This is a genomic window from Acinetobacter qingfengensis (assembly GCF_008693185.1).
In the GTDB taxonomy this organism is placed as follows: Bacteria; Pseudomonadota; Gammaproteobacteria; order Pseudomonadales; family Moraxellaceae; genus Acinetobacter; species Acinetobacter qingfengensis.
Map to the genome: position 1 here is coordinate 214512 of NZ_VXKN01000001.1, position 19598 is coordinate 234109.

The window sequence follows — 19598 nt, forward strand, 5'->3', positions numbered from 1 at the left end:
ATAAATACAAGAGTAGAAGCAAAATAATCATTTGAAAAATAAGAAAATAAGATTTGATTTTCACAAAAAATTCTTTATCACTTATATGGATATTTTTATAATATTTAAAGATAAACAAATGCTAAGAATATCCAAAATATTCCTAGCATTTAATGTTTTGATGAGATAATGTGTAAAAACCTGTCTGAATAAAATTAAATTGCTGAGTGATTGCTCTTTTGTTGTGAATGAGATTGTAAAATCTGGCTATAAGGTTCAACGTCATGTGTGAGCCAGACATTTCCGCCAATGGTTGATCCTTTTCCAATGGTGACACGTCCCAAAATTGTGGCTCCGGCATAGATCACTACATCGTCTTCAACGATTGGATGGCGAGCATAATCTTTTTTGAGTAAACCTTGGTCATCGATTTCAAAGCGTTTTGCCCCCAGAGTGACTGCCTGATAAATTCTAACCTTTTCTCCAATAATACAAGTTTCCCCAATCACTACTCCGGTACCATGATCAATAAAAAATCCCTTGCCAATTTTTGCTCCAGGATGAATGTCAATTCCAGTGGCAGAGTGGGCAATTTCAGAAATAATTCGGGAAATTAAAGGAACGTGTTTAAATAGTTGATGCGCAATTCGATGATAGATAATCGCAAAAATTCCCGGATAGCAAATCAACACTTCATCAACATTACGTGCAGCAGGATCACCATCAAAAGCAGCTAAAACATCTGCATCCAGTAAACGGCGGATATTGGGGAGTTCATCAGCAAAATTCTGAACAATTTGTTGAGCTAATTCTTGCTGATGTAGGTGGTTTTGTTGCAGATTTAAACGTTTGGATTCATAATTTAGTGTCAGTGTAATTTGTCGATACAGGTGGTTGAGTACACGATCAAGTGTGTAGGCAATATAGTAATCTTCACTTTCCTGTCGTAACTCTGATGGTCCAAGCCGCATTGGAAAGAGTACACCACAAAGGTCGTTAAGAATTTCTTTGAGGGCTTCTTTAGAGGGAAGTTCTCGACCTCCAAATTCCTTAATTCGATGTTGTGACTCTCTCCAGTCATGTCGCACTTGTTGCAAATCATGAATGACGTGTCTTATATCCCATTGCGACATGTATTTCTCCTTAATTTCTAGCTGGTATCAATCTTGAATCCATGGCAGTCTTTTTACTCGCCAGCCATTATCATGATTGCGTTGTTGCTGGTCATTCAAATCGCCCTCAAAGCCTTCCAGTATATTATAAACCTGTTCAAAACCTGCGGCATAAGCAGCGGTAGCTGCGTGTGCGGAGCGATTCCCACTACGACATAATAATAGGATGGTTTTATCTTTGCCTACTTTATTTTCCAGTTCTTTTAAAAAGCGTGGATTACGATTGAAAGAAGTTCCTGTTGCCCATGCAATATGCACACTGTCAGGGACATAACCTACGAATTTACGCTCCTCATTGGTTCGTACATCAACAATGACTGCTGTACCATGTTCAAATAGTTGCCATGCATCCTGTGGAGGTAGACTACCGGTAAAATCCAAATCATTTTGCTGTGCGTATTGTTGTGCCTGATCCAGAATGGTCTGGTCACTTTTATTGACAACATGAGTTGCAGCATCATTAGATGGATGAGATTGAACAATGGCATTCATTTTTTAGTCCTAAAATTTATCTTTAATACAGAAGATGCTACGCTGATTTACTTATTCTTTAAAATAAAGAATATTCATTTTTTTATACAAAAAAATAATAAGTAAAATCACTAAATTAGTGTTTCGATCTAATTTAATGCTATGATGTTTTGCTTTAGCCTTTAATAATCTATTGATCAATAAAGACTAAATTAATTAAACTGATTTTTAGTTGATATTAAAAGCAGGTAAGTGATCATTTTGTAATAACCGCTTTTGTGGGATATTTTCAATCACACCATTTTCCTTGACATAAATTGCCCACTCATCCAGCAATTCTTTAAGTTTTTCAGGATATTGCTCAGCAAGATCGTTAACTTCACCTTTGTCATCTTTGAGGTGATAAAGTTGCCAGCGATTTGGACCATTCGGTGCAGGAATAAATAATGCCTTCCAGTCGCCTTTTCGCAGGGCTTTTTGACCAAATAACTCCCATCCTGTGATGTGCTGTTGATCATGAATATGTTCATGCTCACCATTTAAATATTTAAGGAAAGATTGTCCACGTAATGAAACTAACTGACGGCCTTTATATTCAGTTCCAGGGTGTTTAATTTTTAAATGATCCAGCAGTGTTGGTAACAAATCCATTACAGTTAAAAATTCATGACTGATTTCTGATTGACGCTGGAAAGCTGGATAGTGGATAAATGATACGGTGCGAATCCCGCCTTCACTGGTATGTGCCTTGTACAATCGTGAAGGGGCTGTTGCTGCCTGTGCCCAGTGCTCGCCATACCAAACATAGGAATTGCCACGACCAATATTTTCTAATGTATTGTCATAGTATGTTTCGATGATTTTATCAAGATTACCTCCAAATACGGGCAATGCTTCTAGTTGAGCGCCTTCAGCCCCATTATCAGATAAGAAAATAATGAGCGTGTTGTCTAACTGTGCAGTGTTATGTAAATAATCCAGAACTCTACCGATATTTTGATCCATGCGATCAACCATTGCAGCATATACCTCCATGGTACGTGCGGAACGTTGTCGTTGTTCCTCATTTAGATGATCCCAAAATGGTGTTCTGGCTAGAACAGGGTGAACACTGGTATCTGCATCGACCAATCCAAGAATTTTTAGATTTTTCAGACGTTGTTCACGTAATTTTGCTGGGCCTTGATCGTAAACACCATGATATTTTTGAATATCTTCTTCAGGTGCTTGCAATGGCCAATGTGGGGCAGAAAAAGGCAAGTAGGCAAAAAATGGACGATCTTGACGCTGTACATCATCTTGTAGAAAATCTAGCAATCTTGTGGTGAAATAATCAGAAGAATAAAAATCTTCAGGTAATTGTTTAATGAATTGAGCATCTTCAGCATATAAACCACGTGTTGATTTTAATAAGCGCGGTGTAGTTTCTTCTGGAATATTTGGTTCAAAGCGGTAATGATTTGCTGCACCCGGCAATAAAGCAAAAGAACGTTCAAACCCTTTTTGATAAGGAAAAAACTCAGGTTTTAAACCTAAATGCCATTTACCTGACATAATGGTATAGTAGCCGGCATCACGCAGTAATTCAGGTAATGCAGCCACTTTATCGTTTAATACGCCTTCATAACCAGCTTTACCTTCCAGTTCCGGTGTTAATGCCTCGGCCATTGTACCAAGACCTGCAAGATGATGGTCGGTTCCGGAAAGCAACATGGCTCGAGTTGGGGAACAGGTCGATGCGGTATGGAAATTGGTAAAACGTAAGCCAGCCAAAGCCAGTTTGTCTAGATTAGGCGTCTTAATTTCTCCCCCGAAAGCACCAATATCAGAAAACCCCAAATCGTCAGCTACAATCAGAAGAATATTTGGGCGGTTTTGTAATTTATGATCAGACATTTTTATCATCCAGTGAACACAAGATTTTTATATTTTATAAATAATTTTATTTATATCTGTGATCAGGATGACAATTGTTTGCTAAAAAAAATATATACCTAAAATAAAAAAATATAACCACCTAGTATTGATTTAAAAATAATTATTAAATACTTTTATAGAAATTTGGTTGTCGTTGACAAATTGTCGCCATTTGCAATTTCGCTTAGTTTTTTATAGTCTAAAATATGGATCTGATTATATTTAATCAATAAGATGCCGGCTTTAGCAAAACTAGAAAGTTCTTTATTGATACTTTGCCTTGTGGTATGTAACAACTCAGCAATATTTTCCTGACTTAGTTTAAAATCCAGTAAAAATCTATTATTTTGTTGGTAAGCATGGTATTCGACCAAAAAAAGTAATTCTTTGGCTAATCGAATGTGTAAAGGTTCTGCTGAAAAGTAAAATATATGTTCACGATTCATCTGTGTTCGATTACAAATAAGTTTTAAAACCATAAATAAGGCTTTTGCATTGTTTTGTATACTATTGACAAAAATTTCACTGCTGATATTGGCAATAATTGTATTACCTTGTGCAATATGGTCGTAGATTAACGGTTGATTAGCAATCACTGGAACAATATTAATTAATGTTCCGGCAGGCATAAAAAGAGATGTATGATATTTGCCACTTGGTGTTGTCCAGCCTAATTTTAGCGTACCTTCCACAATAATATTGACGTTTTCTGTAGGGGAATTTTGTGCATAGATGAGTTGGTTGTGATAATATTTTTTAACTTTAATATTTTGAATTAATTGATTTTTTTCTTGGTCTGTTAAGTGCTGGATGAATTGGTAATTCTCCATGATTTTAATGGCATTTTTGACATGTTCTGAATGAGATGTGTAATCCGATTGTTGATTAAGCTCATGTTTATATTTTGAAATAGGATTTTGTGGTAATAAGCTATTCATGGTCATACAGAAATAAAAAAGATAATCATGGATGAAATCATAACCTTGTTGATATGTGCGGCAACTAAAAAATATTGATAAGATCATCAGTTATTAACATAAAAATCCAATTCTAAATTTTTTATAAGAATAGCAAAAATATTGCGAAACATTGTTTTGATAATGACAGAAGATGACGCAAGACTAATTTACTTTACTCACTGTGTTTACGCTATATTAAAAATTATTGATCAAAATGATGTGTTTTATCAATGACTTTTAACTATTTTAAGTAGAACAATAAGTGATTTGAGGACATTATGATTAATAGCGCAATAAAATCAAAGTACATAGTTGGCTTGATAATTTTTCTTGCCATAGTCGTATTATTTATAGTTTTTAAACCTGATAGAAAATCATCTGTTGTGCAAAAAAGTCAAACACCTGTGCAACCACAGATCATTAGAATTGCTGTACCTGATTTAAGTTCTGGTAAGAATTCAAGCAGTGGAAATCCGATTGTGGATTATATTTATTTAAATAAATTATTTGAAAAAGAATTTGAAAAAGATAATGTTAAAGTTGAGTGGCACTTTTTTAAAGGTGCTGGCCCAGTAATTAATGAAGCTTTAGCCAATAAACAGTTAGATTATGCTTTTTTAGGAGATCTGGCAACAATTATTGGTAAAGCGAATGGTGTAGAAACCACATTATTGGCAGCAACAGGACGAGACAGTTCTGTGTATTTAGGTGTGATCCCAGATCATGGTTACGATAGTCTGGATAAATTAAAAGGTAAAAGAATTGCTGTATGGCAAGGCACAGCACATCAACTTTCATTCAATCGTTTTATTCAAAGTTATGGTTTTAATGAAAAAGATTTCAAAATTATTAATCTTGATCCTGCTGCAACCAATGCAGCTTTGGCAGCCAAACAGGTGGATGCAGGTTGGGGATTATTTAATATTTTAGCTTTACAAAAGAAAGGGGCTGTAGATATTCCATTAAGTACTAAAACACAGAAAAATAGTCGTGGAACCATTGCATCTGCTTTGGTTGCAAGAAGTGAATATGTTCAGACTCATCCTGAAACTACTCAAAGATTTATCAATGTTGTTTTAAAATCAGCATATTGGGCATCTCAGGAAAAAAATCGCGAAGAATTAATTCAAATGATGAGTAAAAATGCCAGTTATCCTGAAGATTTATATCGTCTGGATTTACAAGGTAAAGATGTTAAGAAAATCTCTTCTCCAAAATTAGATCAGGATTATTTAGATTATTTGCAATTGGGGGTGGATACTGCTTTGGAAGCAAAATTAATTCGTCAGCGTTTTGATGTGAATCAATGGCTAGACAGATCTTATCTTGATAAAGGTTTAAAACAGTTAAATTATGATCATGTTTGGTAAATGATTTTTAATTTATGAAGTGTAAGCCTTGATGATTTTTATAAATATTTTATATTTTCTATTGTTATAGTTGAAAATATAAAATGATTTATTTTTTATATAAATTCTTATTATAGATAATTTATATATATTAATCATTAATCTTGATTAAATGTGTTATTTAAAAGATAGTTTTTATAATTATAAAAAATAAAATAAACATAATGAAATGAATTTAATTTTTGAGAGATTTCTATGCACCAATATCAAAACTTATTTAAAAATAAGTTTTTATTTAATCAACTAAATCGTAATCTTTATACTGCAATATTTAGTTCTGGAATACTATTCAATAGTGTTTATGCACAGCAAAATGATATTGAAGAGATAGATAGCAAATCTACGTCTACAGCACAGGAAGTTATTCAACTTGATGCAGTGAATGTGATTGCAACGATAAAGAAAAATACAATTGCCAGTGGAACACTGGGATCACGTAGTGATCTTGAAACACCTTTCTCCAGTCAGCATGTAGATGCCAAACAAATCGAACAATCTCAGGCAAAAACCATTGGTAAATTATTTGAAGGTGATGCCAGTATTGAATCCAAAGGTAGCAGTTATGGTCTGGATGCCTATAGTATTTCTGTACGGGGATTAAATCTGGATTTTGTAAATGGATATAAAATTGATGGTCACCCATTCCAAATGTACGGTGTTGAATTACCTCTGGAATTATTTGAACAAGTTCAGGTTTTAAAGGGTGCAACTGGATTTTTATATGGTATTGGCTCTCCTGGTGGTACGGTAAATTATATTTCTAAAAAACCGACAAGTTCCCCTAAAGCATCTTTATCGGTCGGTTATTCGTCTGATGATTTATTTAGTCAGCATGCCGACATTGGCGGGCATTTTGATGAAGCACATAAATATGGTTATCGCTTTAATCTGGTTAATGAACAAGGTCGTGCATTTAATGGAACCAAGGTTGATCGTCAGGCGGCATCTTTGTATTTGACGGCTCAGCTCAGTCCAAAATTGGATATCTATGCCAATGGATTTTATCAAAAACGTAATTTGAATGGTGGAATCAGTACAATTAGTATTGCAAATTCAGGTAACTATGCATATTCAGGAACAACTTTACCTAAGGCAATTAGTGGGCGAAAAGATTTAACTGCTTATGATTCATCATATTACGACTCAATTGCATGGGGAGCAGCAACTGGATTAAATTGGCAATTTAATGATCAATGGTCATTACATGGCAGTTATTCACATACGTTAAAACAAATTGATTCCAGAGATGAAACTTTATATTTGCGTAATTCACAAGGGGATTACAATCTTGCTTTGAGACAATTTTATCGTCCGACTTTAGCTTACGATTCTGTGCAATTGCGTTTAGAAGGTATGTTTAATACTGGTTGGCTTAAACACCAATTGATTGCAGGAATAGATTGGCAGAGGCAGACACGCGATCTAAATATTGGTAATCCGAATCTGAATCCGGCGACTAATACTGGTGGTCAGAATTATGTTTATCCTGGTACAGGAACGTATCCGGCAGGTAATTTATATGATTCTTCTCTCAATCTGATTTATGGCGGTTATGCACCCAGAGAGTATTTTAGAATTTCAAACTGGAATACCAAATCTGCATATATCAGTGATACTTTAAGTGTGAATGATGCTTGGTCCGTACTCTTGGGTTTACGCAAATTTGATTATGAAAATAGCAATTATTATGTTTCTGGTAGATTACGTTCGCACTATCAACAAAACCCGGTTTCTCCAACTGTTGCATTACTCTGGCATCCCCAAGCACAAACAACAGTTTATGCTAGTTATGTAGAGGCATTGGAAGATGGAGGAACAGTTGGAAGTACTTATACCAACGCTTATCAACAACTTGATCCCGTCAAAAGTAAACAATATGAGTTAGGCATTAAAACTGAACAGAAAAACTGGTCATTGGCTTCAGCTCTGTTTCGTATTGAGCGAGGTACAGGCTATGCCAATGCCCAGAATCAATATGTCGTTGATGGCATAGCACAATATGATGGTTTGGAATTCAATGGGCAATTTAAAGCAACAGATTTTTTAAGGTTAAATGCGAGCGGCGTATGGATCAATGCAGAATATACTAAAGCAGCAGATGATATCTTGGGAAAACAACCTACAGCAGTTGCACGTTTTCAGGGAAGTTTTGGATTTGAAAAAGATTTTCGTACAGTTGAAGGATTAACGGTGCATGGCAATATTAAGTATATTGGCAAGCAATACATCAATAATGCTAACACTTTACACACATCTTCATATCAAGTTGTCAATTTGGGTGCAATTTACAGACAAAATCTGGGACAGCATCAACTGATCTATCGTGCAGAAATTAATAATTTATTTGATCAGGATTACTGGATTGCCTCAACAAATGCTTTACAGATTGGCGCTCCTAGAACACTTAGCTTAAATCTTCAATACGATTTTTAATAAATAGGACAACATTATGAAGCATGGTTTTAAACTTTTAACGGGATTATTTGCATTGTTTATACAATCTGTTTCGGCAGCACCAAGTGTGTATCCAACAGGTGTGACAATTTATGATCCACAGCAGGCATGGAATCAATACAATGTTTTTAGTGGTGCAGACAATCAAAGTTATTTAATTGACATGAATGGAAATGTTATACAAAAGTGGCCATATCGAGGTTTTCCAACAGAAGTTATTGATCCAGTAATCAATCAAGGAAAAAAGGGTCATGTTTTTGTTCAATTTGAAGAAATTAAGAATAAAGATAAAACTTCTTTTGGTAATGGCGTGAATAACCATGCCGTTGCAGAGTTAGACTGGAGCGGTCAGGTGGTTTGGAAATGGGCAGGTGACAAAGCGACGGGAAATGCCCATCAACATCATGAAATTTCTAAATTACCAAATGGTAACGTTTTAATTCTGGCCAATAAATTACATGCAGTTGTTGGTTTTAAACTGCCGAAATTGATTGATGATGTTTTATATGAAGTTGATCCTAAAGGTAAAATAGTCTGGCAATGGACTGCATCTGAACATTTAAACGAGTTTGGATTTACCGCAGAGCAATTACAACTGGTTTATGATACAAAACTTGCTGATTATCTACATTTTAATAATGCTCGTAGATTGGGAAATAACAAATGGTATGAATCCGGTGATCAGCGCTTTCATCCGGACAACATCATTGTAGATTCCCGTCAAGCCAACTTTATCATTATTATTGATAAAAAAACTGGAAAAGTCGTCTGGAATCTTGGGCCAAATTATACATCTTCAGAATTAACCAATCCATTTAACAGTAAACAGGAGCTACCAAAACCTGTAGATCAATTAAGTGGTTTACATGATGCAAAAATGATTGCCAAAGGATTACCTGGGGAAGGCAATATCTTGCTATTTGATAATCAGGGAGGATCAGGTTATCCGGCTGTTTCTTATCAAATTTCAACAGGTACCTCACGAGTAGTAGAGATTGATCCAGTACGTCAGGAAATTGTTTGGGAATATCGTCCTGGGAGCAGTTTCTTTAGTGCATTTACCAGTTCAGCAAGACGCTTGCCTAATGGTAATACACAAATTACAGAAGGGCAGACAGGGCGTATTTTTCAGATTACCAAAGAAGGAAAAATAGTTTGGGAATATATTAGTCCTTACTTATCCAAAGCTGAAGCGAACCGGGCAGCAAGCAATATGCTATATCGTTCTACTCCAGTACCATATCAATGGGTGCCTGTAGGTACATCACGTCAGGAGGTTGCGGTGAAACCTCCTGTATTACAAGATTTTAAAATTGCCAAGGTTGGTAAAAACTAGTATTTTTCTGAAGAAAAGGATTGTAGTGTATAAAGTAAGATAAGGTCAGTCGATTATTTTTTCTGTAAGTAAACGGTTGGTGGTGCACCAAGTAAACGTCGGAATGCTGCAGTAAATGCACTGCTACTGGTATAACCAAGTTCCATAGCAATATTGGTTATAGGTTGCCCAAGTTCCATTCGGTTCAATGCCGCCAACATACATGCTTGTTGGCGCCAGTGGCCAAAACTCATACCAGTTTGTATACGAAATAATCGTGTAAAATTACGCCGACTCATTCCAACTTTTTTTGCAATACAATCCAGATCCATTTCCATAGACGGGGTTTGTAATAACTGCTGGCAAAGTTGAATTAATCGTGGTTCCTGTGGTAGCGGTGTATTAAGTGGTAATTCAGGCATTCGTGCAATTTCTGCAATGATTAATTGCATTAAATAATCATCTCGACCACCTAGAGTATATTCAAGTGGCAAATCGACAGCCGCACATAATAATTCATGTAATAGCGAGGATACATTGATCACAATACAGTTGCTGGATAATCCTGTAGCGATTGCAATGTTAGTTTGAATATAAACACTACGAGTTTGGGTATAACCATTCATATAGACTTCGTGTTCAATACTGGACGGAATCCATAATGCACGGCGTGGAGGAACAACCCAGCTTCCTTTATTGGTTGTCACAGTTAAAACACCTGTAATTGCATATAGACATTGACAGCGTAAATGGCTATGACGTTGTAGTGTTGTTCCATCAGAATAGCTGTTTCCAGTTGCCATAACACTTCGTGGAATATTTTCATAATCTTTGATTTGAATATTACGCATGTATATCCTTAAATGGCCCATATTCTATGTTATTTGGCCTGAAGATGATTTTGGGCCGCTATAATTGAGTTTAAGATAACTCGGCTACAAGCGCAAATATGATTGTTTTTTAATAAAAACTTATATTGGATATAGACTTTTAGGGAAAATTATGTCTAAAGAAATAAGTACTTATGATAATTCTGTATCATTAAATGACAGTTCATCAACAGATCAATCGCATAAATTTATTTTTCAGATTGTGGGTGCAGTTGCATTTGCACATTTATTGAATGATTCAATTCAAGCTGTAGTTTCAGCAAGTTATCCGATGCTAAAGTCAGAATTTTCACTGACTTTTACAGAAATTGGATGGATTGCATTGGTTTATCAAATTACGGCTTCTTTATTGCAACCGTGGATTGGATTTTATACTGATAAATATCCAAAACCCTATCTATTACCTATGGGAATGGTTGTGACTTTGGTCGGTATTGGATTAATGGCGATTGCTGGGAATTTTTATACTTTACTTGTTGCTGCTGCACTTATCGGGGTAGGTTCATCTACTTTTCATCCGGAAGCTTCCAGAATTGCACGTATGGCTTCAGGTGGTAGATTTGGGACAGCACAATCCATGTTCCAAGTTGGTGGGAATAGTGGTTCGGCAATGGGTCCTTTAATGGCTGCTTTAATTGTTATTCCTAATGGTCAAGCTGCTATTGGCTGGTTTGTATTGGTCGCTGGATTAGCCGTCTTGGTTCTTTTGCGTGTAACACAATGGGTATTAAAACAGCAAACACTTTCAAAACAAAAAAATAGCAAACCTATTATATCAAGCTTAAGCCGTCATCAAATCATTCAGGCAATGGTTGTTATTAGTATCTTAATGTTTGCAAAATTTATTTATATTGCCTCTATTACAAATTATTTTACCTTTTATATGATTGAGCGCTTCCAACTTTCGGTACAAAGTTCTCAATTGTATTTATTTATTTTTCTGGGATCAGTTGCGCTTGGCACATTTGCAGGTGGACCAGTAGGTGATCGAATTGGTAGAAAAGCAGTTATTTGGGCATCATTTCTTGGTGTTGCGCCATTTGCACTGATATTACCCCATGCGAATTTGTTCTGGACTGCAATTTTAACCATTGTTATCGGTTTGGTAATGTCTTCAGCATTTTCGGCATTGGTGGTTTATGCTCAGGAAGCTGCACCCGGTCGTGTGGGAATGATTGCAGGCCTGATGTTCGGTTTGATGTTTGGTATTAGTGGTATTGGTGCAGCAGGTCTTGGTCATCTTGCAGATACTCATGGTATTGTTTGGGTATATAACTTTTGTGCTTTTTTACCATTATTAGGTTTTGTCACTGCCTTTTTACCTAATACTACAAGGATTAAATTAACAAAATAGATATAAATTATTTACTGTGGATATCACCCTATTTATGAGATACATGAAATTATTTTTTAGTAGAAATAATGCCATTATTAAAGTTTGATATGATTAAAGGGCGAACTGAAATTAAAAAAATCTAGATATCGCTAATGATTTTTTTACAAGAATTTAATGTATTAAAAGATGATCGTTATCCGATTATTTATGCAAATAAATCCTCACATGTAATTTTCAAGGATCTCAGATTAGGTTTTGAAAAGACAAATAAATTTATATTGCTTAGAATTTTGACCAGTCCTTGGAAACATTCACAGAAAAAATTTTTTATGAAAAATTAGCCAAATGATTAGAAAAATCATGTGGAATAAAAGTGAATGATGTAATGATTATTTTTATTACCAATACTCAGGATGACTGGGGTTTTGGAATTGTATACTATAGGAAAACTATGAGACAATACTTTAATTATAATGCTTAACCAGTATATTTTTTAGTTATATATTATATTGCTGAAAGTAGCATAAATTGAACAGCTAAATGGAAAGTTAAATTGATGCGATAGAAATAAAGATAAAAGATTCAGTTTACAGAGAATTATTTAGAAACTCGTATAAACTGAATCAACGCATAATGCTTAATATGACATATTTAGAATCGTATCATCTTAAGGTTCCTATTAACTGAGTAAATATTCTTCATTTATTCCGCATTCTTCAATAAAGAACTTATCATGCGATACCAAGATTATTGTACCTTGAAATTGTTGAATAGCTTGTGCAAGAAGTGTTTTAGATTCGATATCCAAATGATTTTCTGGCTCATCTAATAAAAGTAAATCAACACCATTAACTACGTGGCTGATGGCCAATAAAGCAACTTTAAGCTTTTCGCCACCACTTAATTGTGTCAGTTTTAATTGTGCTTTTTCACGGTGAATCCGTAATTGGCCCAAAAGTTTTCGCCATTCTACTTCTGGAATCTGATGATTGAATCTGGTTAAGTTTTCTATCACAGTGAGATTATTCTTCAACAAGCTAAAATTTTGATCCAGATATAAGCAAATACCATTAAAGATAATTTCCTGAGTTTGATGATGTGCAATCATTTTTAATAAGGTTGATTTGCCAATTCCATTTATGCCTTTAAGCTGAATTTTTTCACCAGCACGCATTGAAAAGTTAATTTTTTGTGTTGATGCGTAGGGCAAGGTTAAATCATTGATTCTCAATATTTCACCTTGCCGAGTGCTATGTAGTTGAAATTCAAATTTTTGCGGTTTAATTTTTTCTAAAGTGGTTTGTTTATCCTGTAAGCGACTTTGTGATTCATCTATTTGACGAAGGTGTTGAGTGCGTAATTTTCCAAAACTTTGCCCAGCTTGCTCCTTTTTAAAGTCGAGTAGAATTTTAGCCTGAGAGTTAGAGTCACGCAGCTGTATTCCTTTACGTTGACGTTTTTGGGCTTTCATTAGGCTTTCATGCTGCTGTTGCTTTAATTGTTTTAATTCACGTTTTTCTTGTTGAATCGACTGAGTTAAAGCATTGATTTGTTGCTGATATTGTTGAATATAATCTGTATAATTTCCACGTATGTGTTGTAATCCCAATTCGGTTAAGGCATAAATATGCTGAACTTGGTCGAGTAGTTGGCGATCATGACTAATCAAACATACACCGGCAGTGTGGGTTAGAATAGATTCCATAAGCCATTGTCTAGATTGGACATCCAAATGATTACTTGGTTCATCTAACAACAAATAATGATTTTTTTTCAAGAATAGCTTACACAAGGCTAATTTGGTTTTTTGCCCCTCACTCAATTGTTGGGTCGGATAATTTAAATCCGTCGGTAATTGTGCATTTTGCAAAATTTTTTGCCATTTTTGTGGTAGATCCCAAGCATTTTCAACCAGATCATAATCCTCAAAACTGGCAGTATTGTTCTCAATACATTGAAAAGCAGTATACAAATGCTCAACTTCTAATGCTTGAGCAATTGTCTTTGCATTTAGGCGTTGCAATTGTGATAAATGATCATGTTGAACATGCCAGGCAATTTGACCACTATATGACATATCTAAATGATGCTGTAAATGTAAAATCTGAAAAAGCAATGACTTACCTAAACCATTTCTACCAATTAAAGCTGAGGTTTTCCTTGAATAAAGTGTAAAGTTGAGTTGATCAAACATATTTTGAGTAGAGAATGACAAACTCAAGTTTGAAATAATACATGCCTGTGGCATAAATACGATCCTCATATTGAGGATGCACAAAATAGTATGAAATAAAGCTATAAATAAGGGTTTTAGTTTATTTATCGTAGATAATGTAGAGAAAAAAATAAGCTTAACCTTGAGTAGAATCTATTTTGCGCATCAAAAATTAAAAAATAATGATGAGAAAAATGATTTACTTCATTGGCGTGACTCTTGAATAGAAGAAAATGTGAAGCGCCTTATTTTATAAAACTCATTCATTGTGTCAAGTTTAATTTTAGTCTTTTCTGAAGTTCCCCTTATTTATTTTTATTATTACATAATAAAAATAAATAAGGGGCATTGATTAAATAAGGCCATAAATTTCTAGTGAAAATGAAAAACTAACCATTATTCAAATATCAGTTTAGTAATAAATAAATCAAATGATTAAAATTAACTTATTTTTTGAGCTAAAAAACCTTAATCTAATGGATTACCTATAATGTTACTGATAATACCTTTCATAATATGTTGACCATCTTCCTGATGTAATTCTTCATACCAGGCTTGGGTAATTTCGGGGTCTTTCATGTGAGTGATATCGCAACGCTTACGGGCACGTAGTACCAGATCATTGGCACGCTCACTACGTACTTTTTCGTAACGCGTTAGCGCATCTTGTAAACTATTAGTATTGATTGCCAATGAGCGAATGAGATAGATAGAGTCCTCCATCGCCATGCAGCCACCTTGTCCAATATCCGGAGTTGTGCTGTGTGCAGCATCTCCCAATAAAACACAACGGCCTTTTACCCATTTATAAAAAGGCTCAATATCATGAATTTCCACGCGATTGGTACGCTCAGGATCAATACGCTCAATTAATAACTGAACAGGTTCGCACCAGTCGGCAAAATATTCTTTTAGTAGAGCTTTATACTGTTTACGATCATTTTCCAGACCCAGTGGAAGTGGAACGTCAAAGAAGAAATAGAAACGGTTATTTGCAATTGGCATCAGAGAAACACGCTTGCCTTCACCAACATAAGTTGTCCATTGATCAGCAGGAGCAATATTTTCATCAATATCTACCAGACCGTTCCAGTTGACATAACCAGCATAACGGCGTTCGACTTTGTGTCCAAGAACATATTCTCGAGCAAGCGAGTGTGTACCATCTGCTCCAATGAGTAAATCAGCTTTTGCTTCTGTTCCATCGGAAAATTGTACAACGATATGGTCTTCTGTCTCCTGAATATGAGTTAGTGCAATGCCTAATTTAATGTCTTGCATGCCAAACTCATCCATCAGCATGTATTGTAATTCTGCTCGTGAAACAGGATAGGGGCGTTGTCCAACTTCATGAATTAATGGATCAAGACTGAATTGCGTCATGGTCTGTTGGGTTTTACCATCGATATAGGCTAGATGGTCCATAATGCCACCCAATTTTTTAACTTGTTCTGTCAGGCCAAGATAATTGAGGCATTTAACACCATTTGACCAGACAGAAATGGCAGCTCCGACAGGAAGAATTTTTTCTACACGTTCGTAAATCGTGACCTGATGACCATATTTTTTTAGTCCAATACCTGCGGTTAAACCACCAATACCTGCACCAATTATAATGATATTCATATCTAAAGCCTTTATATGTTTAAACAGCGACAATCATTTCTATTTGCTTTAGATCACTGCGAAAATTATGCCAAATCTTATAAATAAAGTAGGTGATTATTTTAAGTAATTAATTTATATAATTTTTTATTAAAAATTAGGTCGGTATTCGCTATTAGTAAATTTATGCCTTAAACTGGTAAGACCTGTAAGTCCATGGGGTTAAGTTTATCTGATTGCTTAAGAATATTTTAATATTTTGCTTTTAAATTGTGCATTGATGAGCTTAAATTGTGCATAAAAAATATTTTGACCTAAAAAAACTCATTTTTGTAATACATTTTTTTAATTGTTATGGCTCGAAAAATAAACACCTGCACGTTGAGCTGCACCGATAATATGCTTTTGCATGGCTTGTTCTGCTGTTTTGGGATTTCTTTCGCATAATGCGGTTAAAATTGCTTCGTGTTCTGTGATGGTTTTATGGGCAAGATTTGGTTGGATAAAAGGTAAAATTTGGCTTTGTTGTAACCATTTGGTTTGTTGCTGCAGGGCCTGAATAATTGATTGATTGTGGCTAAGTTCAATGATGTATTTATGGAAGTTAAAATCGTGGCTTGCTGCTTCCTGCCAGTTTTTGGCAGTAATTGCGATAGATAAATTTTGAAAATTTTGTTTTAAAACAATGATATCTTGGTCTGTTAAATAGTCGCATGCCAGAAAGGCACTAAAACTTTCCAAAATATAACGTAATTGATAGAAGTCTTTGAGAGAAATATGATTTTGTACATTCCATTGTTCTGCCGGCTGGCTTTGCTGGGAGATCACATAAACACCTTTGCCTGCCTTAATTTGTACCACTCCTAGAGCAGATAAGCGCATTAGTGCTTCTCTTAGCGAAGCTCGGCTAATTCCCAGTTGTACAGCCAATTCGCGCTGCGCAGGCAAGGTGGTGTTCACTGGATAAAGTCCTTGCTGAATCCAGTTATGAATTGTTTCCACAGCTTGCTCAGTGACTTGAGAGGTTGAACGGTTGAGCTTGGCTTGTGGTTTCATTGTGGTGGATATTCCTGTCATAAATCGATCCTAATGCAAAAGATTTTACACAACTCTATAAATTTTTTCTGGTATTTGATTTATTTAGCAAAAATCAAACCAACTGGTCTGACCAGTTGGTATGGAATTTGCGTATAATACAATCTGAACATTGAAAAGGCGATGTCAGATTTATTTTGGCATGGTGATTAACTTAGGATAAGTGTTGAATGACGATTACAATAGCGAAACCTGTAGAACTGCCTACACATTTAAAAAAATTGGTGAATCTGGCTGATACCAGAATGGGTACACAGATTGTGTGTTGCTCGGATGAATTTTTTGCTAAGGCAGAGCGTATGCTGAATGCCGAACCAGCACAGTTTGTCGAAGGTAAATATGATGATCACGGCAAATGGATGGATGGATGGGAAACTCGCCGTAAACGTGAAGCTGGTTATGACTGGTGCATTATTCGTCTGGGCGTAACAGGAAAAATCTCAGGTGTGGATCTGGATACATCATTTTTTACCGGAAATTATCCTGCATCAGCTTCAATCGAAGCATGTTATGCACCGAATGATCAACTTGATGGTGTGGTTTGGCAGGAGATTTTACCGAATACACCTTTATCACCGGACCATCATCATGTGCTAGAGGTTGCACAGACAGATCCAGTGACACATTTACGTTTAAATATTTATCCTGATGGGGGGATTGCCCGTTTGCGTGTGTATGGACAGGTGGTACTGGAAAAATTTGATCCTACACAAACATTAGATCTGGCAGCACTAAAAAATGGTGGACGGATTGTGGCATATAGCGATGCGCATTTTGGTCACCCCACCAATTTGCTCAATCCTGGACGTGGTATCAATATGGGCGATGGCTGGGAAACCAAGCGCCGCCGTGCGCCAGGCTATGACTGGTGCATTATCCAATTAGGTCAAGTCGGAGCAATTGAAAAAATTGAAGTTGATACAGCACATTTTAAAGGTAACTTTCCGGCATTTTGTTCAATTCAGGCAATCTATGCAGACAATGCTACGGATGCACAATTGATCCCGCAAAGTATGTTCTGGCCATATCTATTAAGTGAACAACCGCTGAGTATGGATCATATTCATGAATATATTCAGCAAATTCTAATTTCTGAAAAAGTGAATTATATTCGCCTGAATATGATCCCTGATGGTGGGATTAGTCGTATTCGTTTATGGGGCAAAATTGCTCAATAATCTCATAGTCAAATGATTTGGAAATGATTTCTATGCACACTGTTGTCAGAATTCAGCCTTTAACCAAGGCGGCCTTTGCTAAATTTGGTGATGTCATTGAATGTGAGGAAAGTGAATTTTTCCCTATAAATGATGGGCATACGCAACGATATCATGCTTTATCCACGATACAATGTGAGGGAGAAGGGTCTTCTGTTGGTATAACGATTTTCCGTAATGTGATTACCACAGATTTACCCTTAAAGATTAGCATGCTAGAACGTCACCCTTATGGTTCGCAATCTTTTATTCCTATGGCAAGACAAAAATTTTTGATTATTGTGGCATTAGCAAGTAATGCAGATCAGCCGGATGAGCAGCATATTTACGCTTTTGAAAGTAATGGTTTACAAGGTGTGACGTATGCAAAAGGTGTTTGGCATCATCCATTGTTGAGTTATGAATCACCAAGTGATTTTTTAGTGGTTGATCGGATTAGTGGAGGGGAAAATTGTGATGTGTATCAACTCTCTTCGCCATGTGTGATCAATTATTAATTCAGGCTTTGCTAAGTAAACCATAAACGTGAAAAGTATAAAGTTGACTTATATTTCCTCTTCTATGAGGGGAAATATAAGATGTTCATGTGATAAATTGATCGAAATCGGATTTTAATCTTGATAAGGATGTGTTTTGTACCAGTGATCAGCAATTTGTTGACGAGTACATATCCATACATCATGATGACTTTGCACATAATCAAGAAAACGTTGTAAGGCTTTAAAGCGAGCTGGTTTTCCCAATAAACGACAATGCATGCCGATGGACATCATTTTTGGTCGTTCTGCACCTTCAGCATATAGCACATCAAAACTATCTTTTAAATAATCAAAAAATTGCTCGCTGGTACTAAAACCAATTGGCGATGCAAATTTCATGTCATTGGTATCTAGGGTATACGGAATAATCAGATGAGGGCGAGTTTCTCCCTGCTGATTGGTTAGCGTTGTCCAGAAAGGTAAATCATCACCATAATAGTCACTGTCATATTGAATTTCTGGAAATTCGGCGAGAATTTGTCGGGTATTGGGGCTATCTCGTCCTGTATACCAACCGCTAGGGGCTTGTCCGAAAAGATCTTTTAAAATTTGTATTGCCTGAAGGGTATGCTCACGTTCTGTGGCAATATCTGTATTCTGATAATGCAGCCAGCGGGCACCATGTGATACCACATCATAACCATATTTTTTAATGGTTTCGACGACAAGTGGATTACGTTGTAATGCCATAGCTACCCCAAAAATGCTCATTGGTAAATTCCTTTTGGCAAATTCCTGTTGAATCCGCCAAAATCCTACCCTTGAGCCGTATTCATACATTGAGTCCATAGATAAATGACGATCCGGATAGCTTTCTGCACCAAAAATTTCGGATAAAAATTGTTCCGAACCGCTATCGCCATGCAGTACGTTTTTTTCACCACCTTCTTCATAGTTCAAAACAAATTGCAGGGCAATTTTTGCATGATTAGGCCATTGGGCATGAGGAGGCTGATTTGCATAACCAATCAGGTCACGAGGATATATTGAATCGTGTAGTAAATGAGATGTAGCTGAAGTCATAA

General features: G+C 35.8%; 15 protein-coding genes. 6 read left to right on the plus strand and 9 right to left on the minus strand.

Going from position 1 to position 19598, the window contains the following annotated elements; translation table 11 throughout:
* Positions 1-194: 194 nt before the first annotated feature.
* The 4 genes from epsC to F4V57_RS00935 form a co-directional block, all read right to left on the minus strand.
* Positions 195-1112: a serine O-acetyltransferase EpsC gene (epsC, locus tag F4V57_RS00920; protein WP_070070577.1), complete on the minus strand. Its 918-nt coding sequence runs from the start codon at positions 1110-1112 to the stop codon at positions 195-197.
* A gap of 27 nt (positions 1113-1139) precedes the next feature.
* Entirely contained in the window at positions 1140-1643 is a 504-nt protein-coding gene (locus tag F4V57_RS00925) for a rhodanese-like domain-containing protein (RefSeq protein WP_070070576.1), read from the minus strand.
* A gap of 207 nt (positions 1644-1850) precedes the next feature.
* Positions 1851-3518: an arylsulfatase gene (locus F4V57_RS00930; protein WP_070070575.1), complete on the minus strand. Its 1668-nt coding sequence runs from the start codon at positions 3516-3518 to the stop codon at positions 1851-1853.
* A 155-nt stretch (positions 3519-3673) separates the two neighbouring features.
* Entirely contained in the window at positions 3674-4477 is an 804-nt protein-coding gene (locus F4V57_RS00935) for a Crp/Fnr family transcriptional regulator (protein WP_227515709.1), read from the minus strand.
* Positions 4478-4881: 404 nt separating this feature from the next.
* Between F4V57_RS00935 and F4V57_RS00940 the strand changes: the two genes are divergently transcribed.
* From F4V57_RS00940 to F4V57_RS00950, 3 genes are all read left to right on the plus strand, one after another.
* A complete protein-coding gene (locus F4V57_RS00940; RefSeq protein ID WP_227515708.1) occupies positions 4882-5868 on the plus strand; it encodes an ABC transporter substrate-binding protein in 987 nt (328 codons plus the stop codon).
* A 234-nt stretch (positions 5869-6102) separates the two neighbouring features.
* Positions 6103-8340 carry a TonB-dependent siderophore receptor gene (locus F4V57_RS00945; RefSeq protein ID WP_150330535.1) on the plus strand — a complete coding sequence of 746 codons (2238 nt, stop codon included), beginning with the start codon at positions 6103-6105 and terminating at the stop codon, positions 8338-8340.
* 16 nt (positions 8341-8356) lie between these two features.
* A complete protein-coding gene (locus tag F4V57_RS00950; protein ID WP_081409272.1) occupies positions 8357-9697 on the plus strand; it encodes an aryl-sulfate sulfotransferase in 1341 nt (446 codons plus the stop codon).
* Positions 9698-9750: 53 nt separating this feature from the next.
* Here F4V57_RS00950 and F4V57_RS00955 read toward each other — a convergent pair whose 3' ends face one another.
* Positions 9751-10527 carry an AraC family transcriptional regulator gene (locus F4V57_RS00955; protein ID WP_070070747.1) on the minus strand — a complete coding sequence of 259 codons (777 nt, stop codon included), beginning with the start codon at positions 10525-10527 and terminating at the stop codon, positions 9751-9753.
* Between the two features lie 151 nt (positions 10528-10678).
* Between F4V57_RS00955 and F4V57_RS00960 the strand changes: the two genes are divergently transcribed.
* On the plus strand, positions 10679-11920 hold the full coding sequence (locus F4V57_RS00960; protein WP_070070746.1) for an MFS transporter: 1242 nt from the start codon (positions 10679-10681) through the stop codon (positions 11918-11920).
* A 661-nt stretch (positions 11921-12581) separates the two neighbouring features.
* Here F4V57_RS00960 and F4V57_RS00965 read toward each other — a convergent pair.
* The 3 genes from F4V57_RS00965 to F4V57_RS00975 all read right to left on the minus strand — a co-directional run bounded on the left by F4V57_RS00965 (position 12582) and on the right by F4V57_RS00975 (position 16778).
* The gene (locus F4V57_RS00965; RefSeq protein WP_070069982.1) at positions 12582-14150 is read right to left on the minus strand and encodes an ATP-binding cassette domain-containing protein; all 1569 of its coding nucleotides are present in this window, start codon (positions 14148-14150) and stop codon (positions 12582-12584) included.
* Between the two features lie 435 nt (positions 14151-14585).
* Positions 14586-15743: an FAD-dependent urate hydroxylase HpxO gene (gene hpxO, locus F4V57_RS00970; RefSeq protein WP_070069983.1), complete on the minus strand. Its 1158-nt coding sequence runs from the start codon at positions 15741-15743 to the stop codon at positions 14586-14588.
* Between the two features lie 324 nt (positions 15744-16067).
* Positions 16068-16778 carry a FadR/GntR family transcriptional regulator gene (locus F4V57_RS00975; protein WP_070069984.1) on the minus strand — a complete coding sequence of 237 codons (711 nt, stop codon included), beginning with the start codon at positions 16776-16778 and terminating at the stop codon, positions 16068-16070.
* 209 nt (positions 16779-16987) lie between these two features.
* On the opposite strand from F4V57_RS00975, the gene alc reads away from it, so the two are divergent.
* Both alc and F4V57_RS00985 read left to right on the plus strand, forming a co-directional pair.
* The gene (gene alc, locus F4V57_RS00980) at positions 16988-17995 is read left to right on the plus strand and encodes an allantoicase (RefSeq protein WP_070069985.1); all 1008 of its coding nucleotides are present in this window, start codon (positions 16988-16990) and stop codon (positions 17993-17995) included.
* A 32-nt stretch (positions 17996-18027) separates the two neighbouring features.
* The gene (locus tag F4V57_RS00985) at positions 18028-18531 is read left to right on the plus strand and encodes an ureidoglycolate lyase (RefSeq protein WP_070069986.1); all 504 of its coding nucleotides are present in this window, start codon (positions 18028-18030) and stop codon (positions 18529-18531) included.
* 114 nt (positions 18532-18645) lie between these two features.
* Here the strand turns inward: F4V57_RS00985 and puuE are convergent, their stop codons facing one another.
* Positions 18646-19596, minus strand: coding sequence for an allantoinase PuuE (gene puuE / locus F4V57_RS00990; RefSeq protein ID WP_070069987.1), 951 nt, complete (start codon positions 19594-19596; stop codon positions 18646-18648).
* Positions 19597-19598 lie beyond the last annotated feature (2 nt).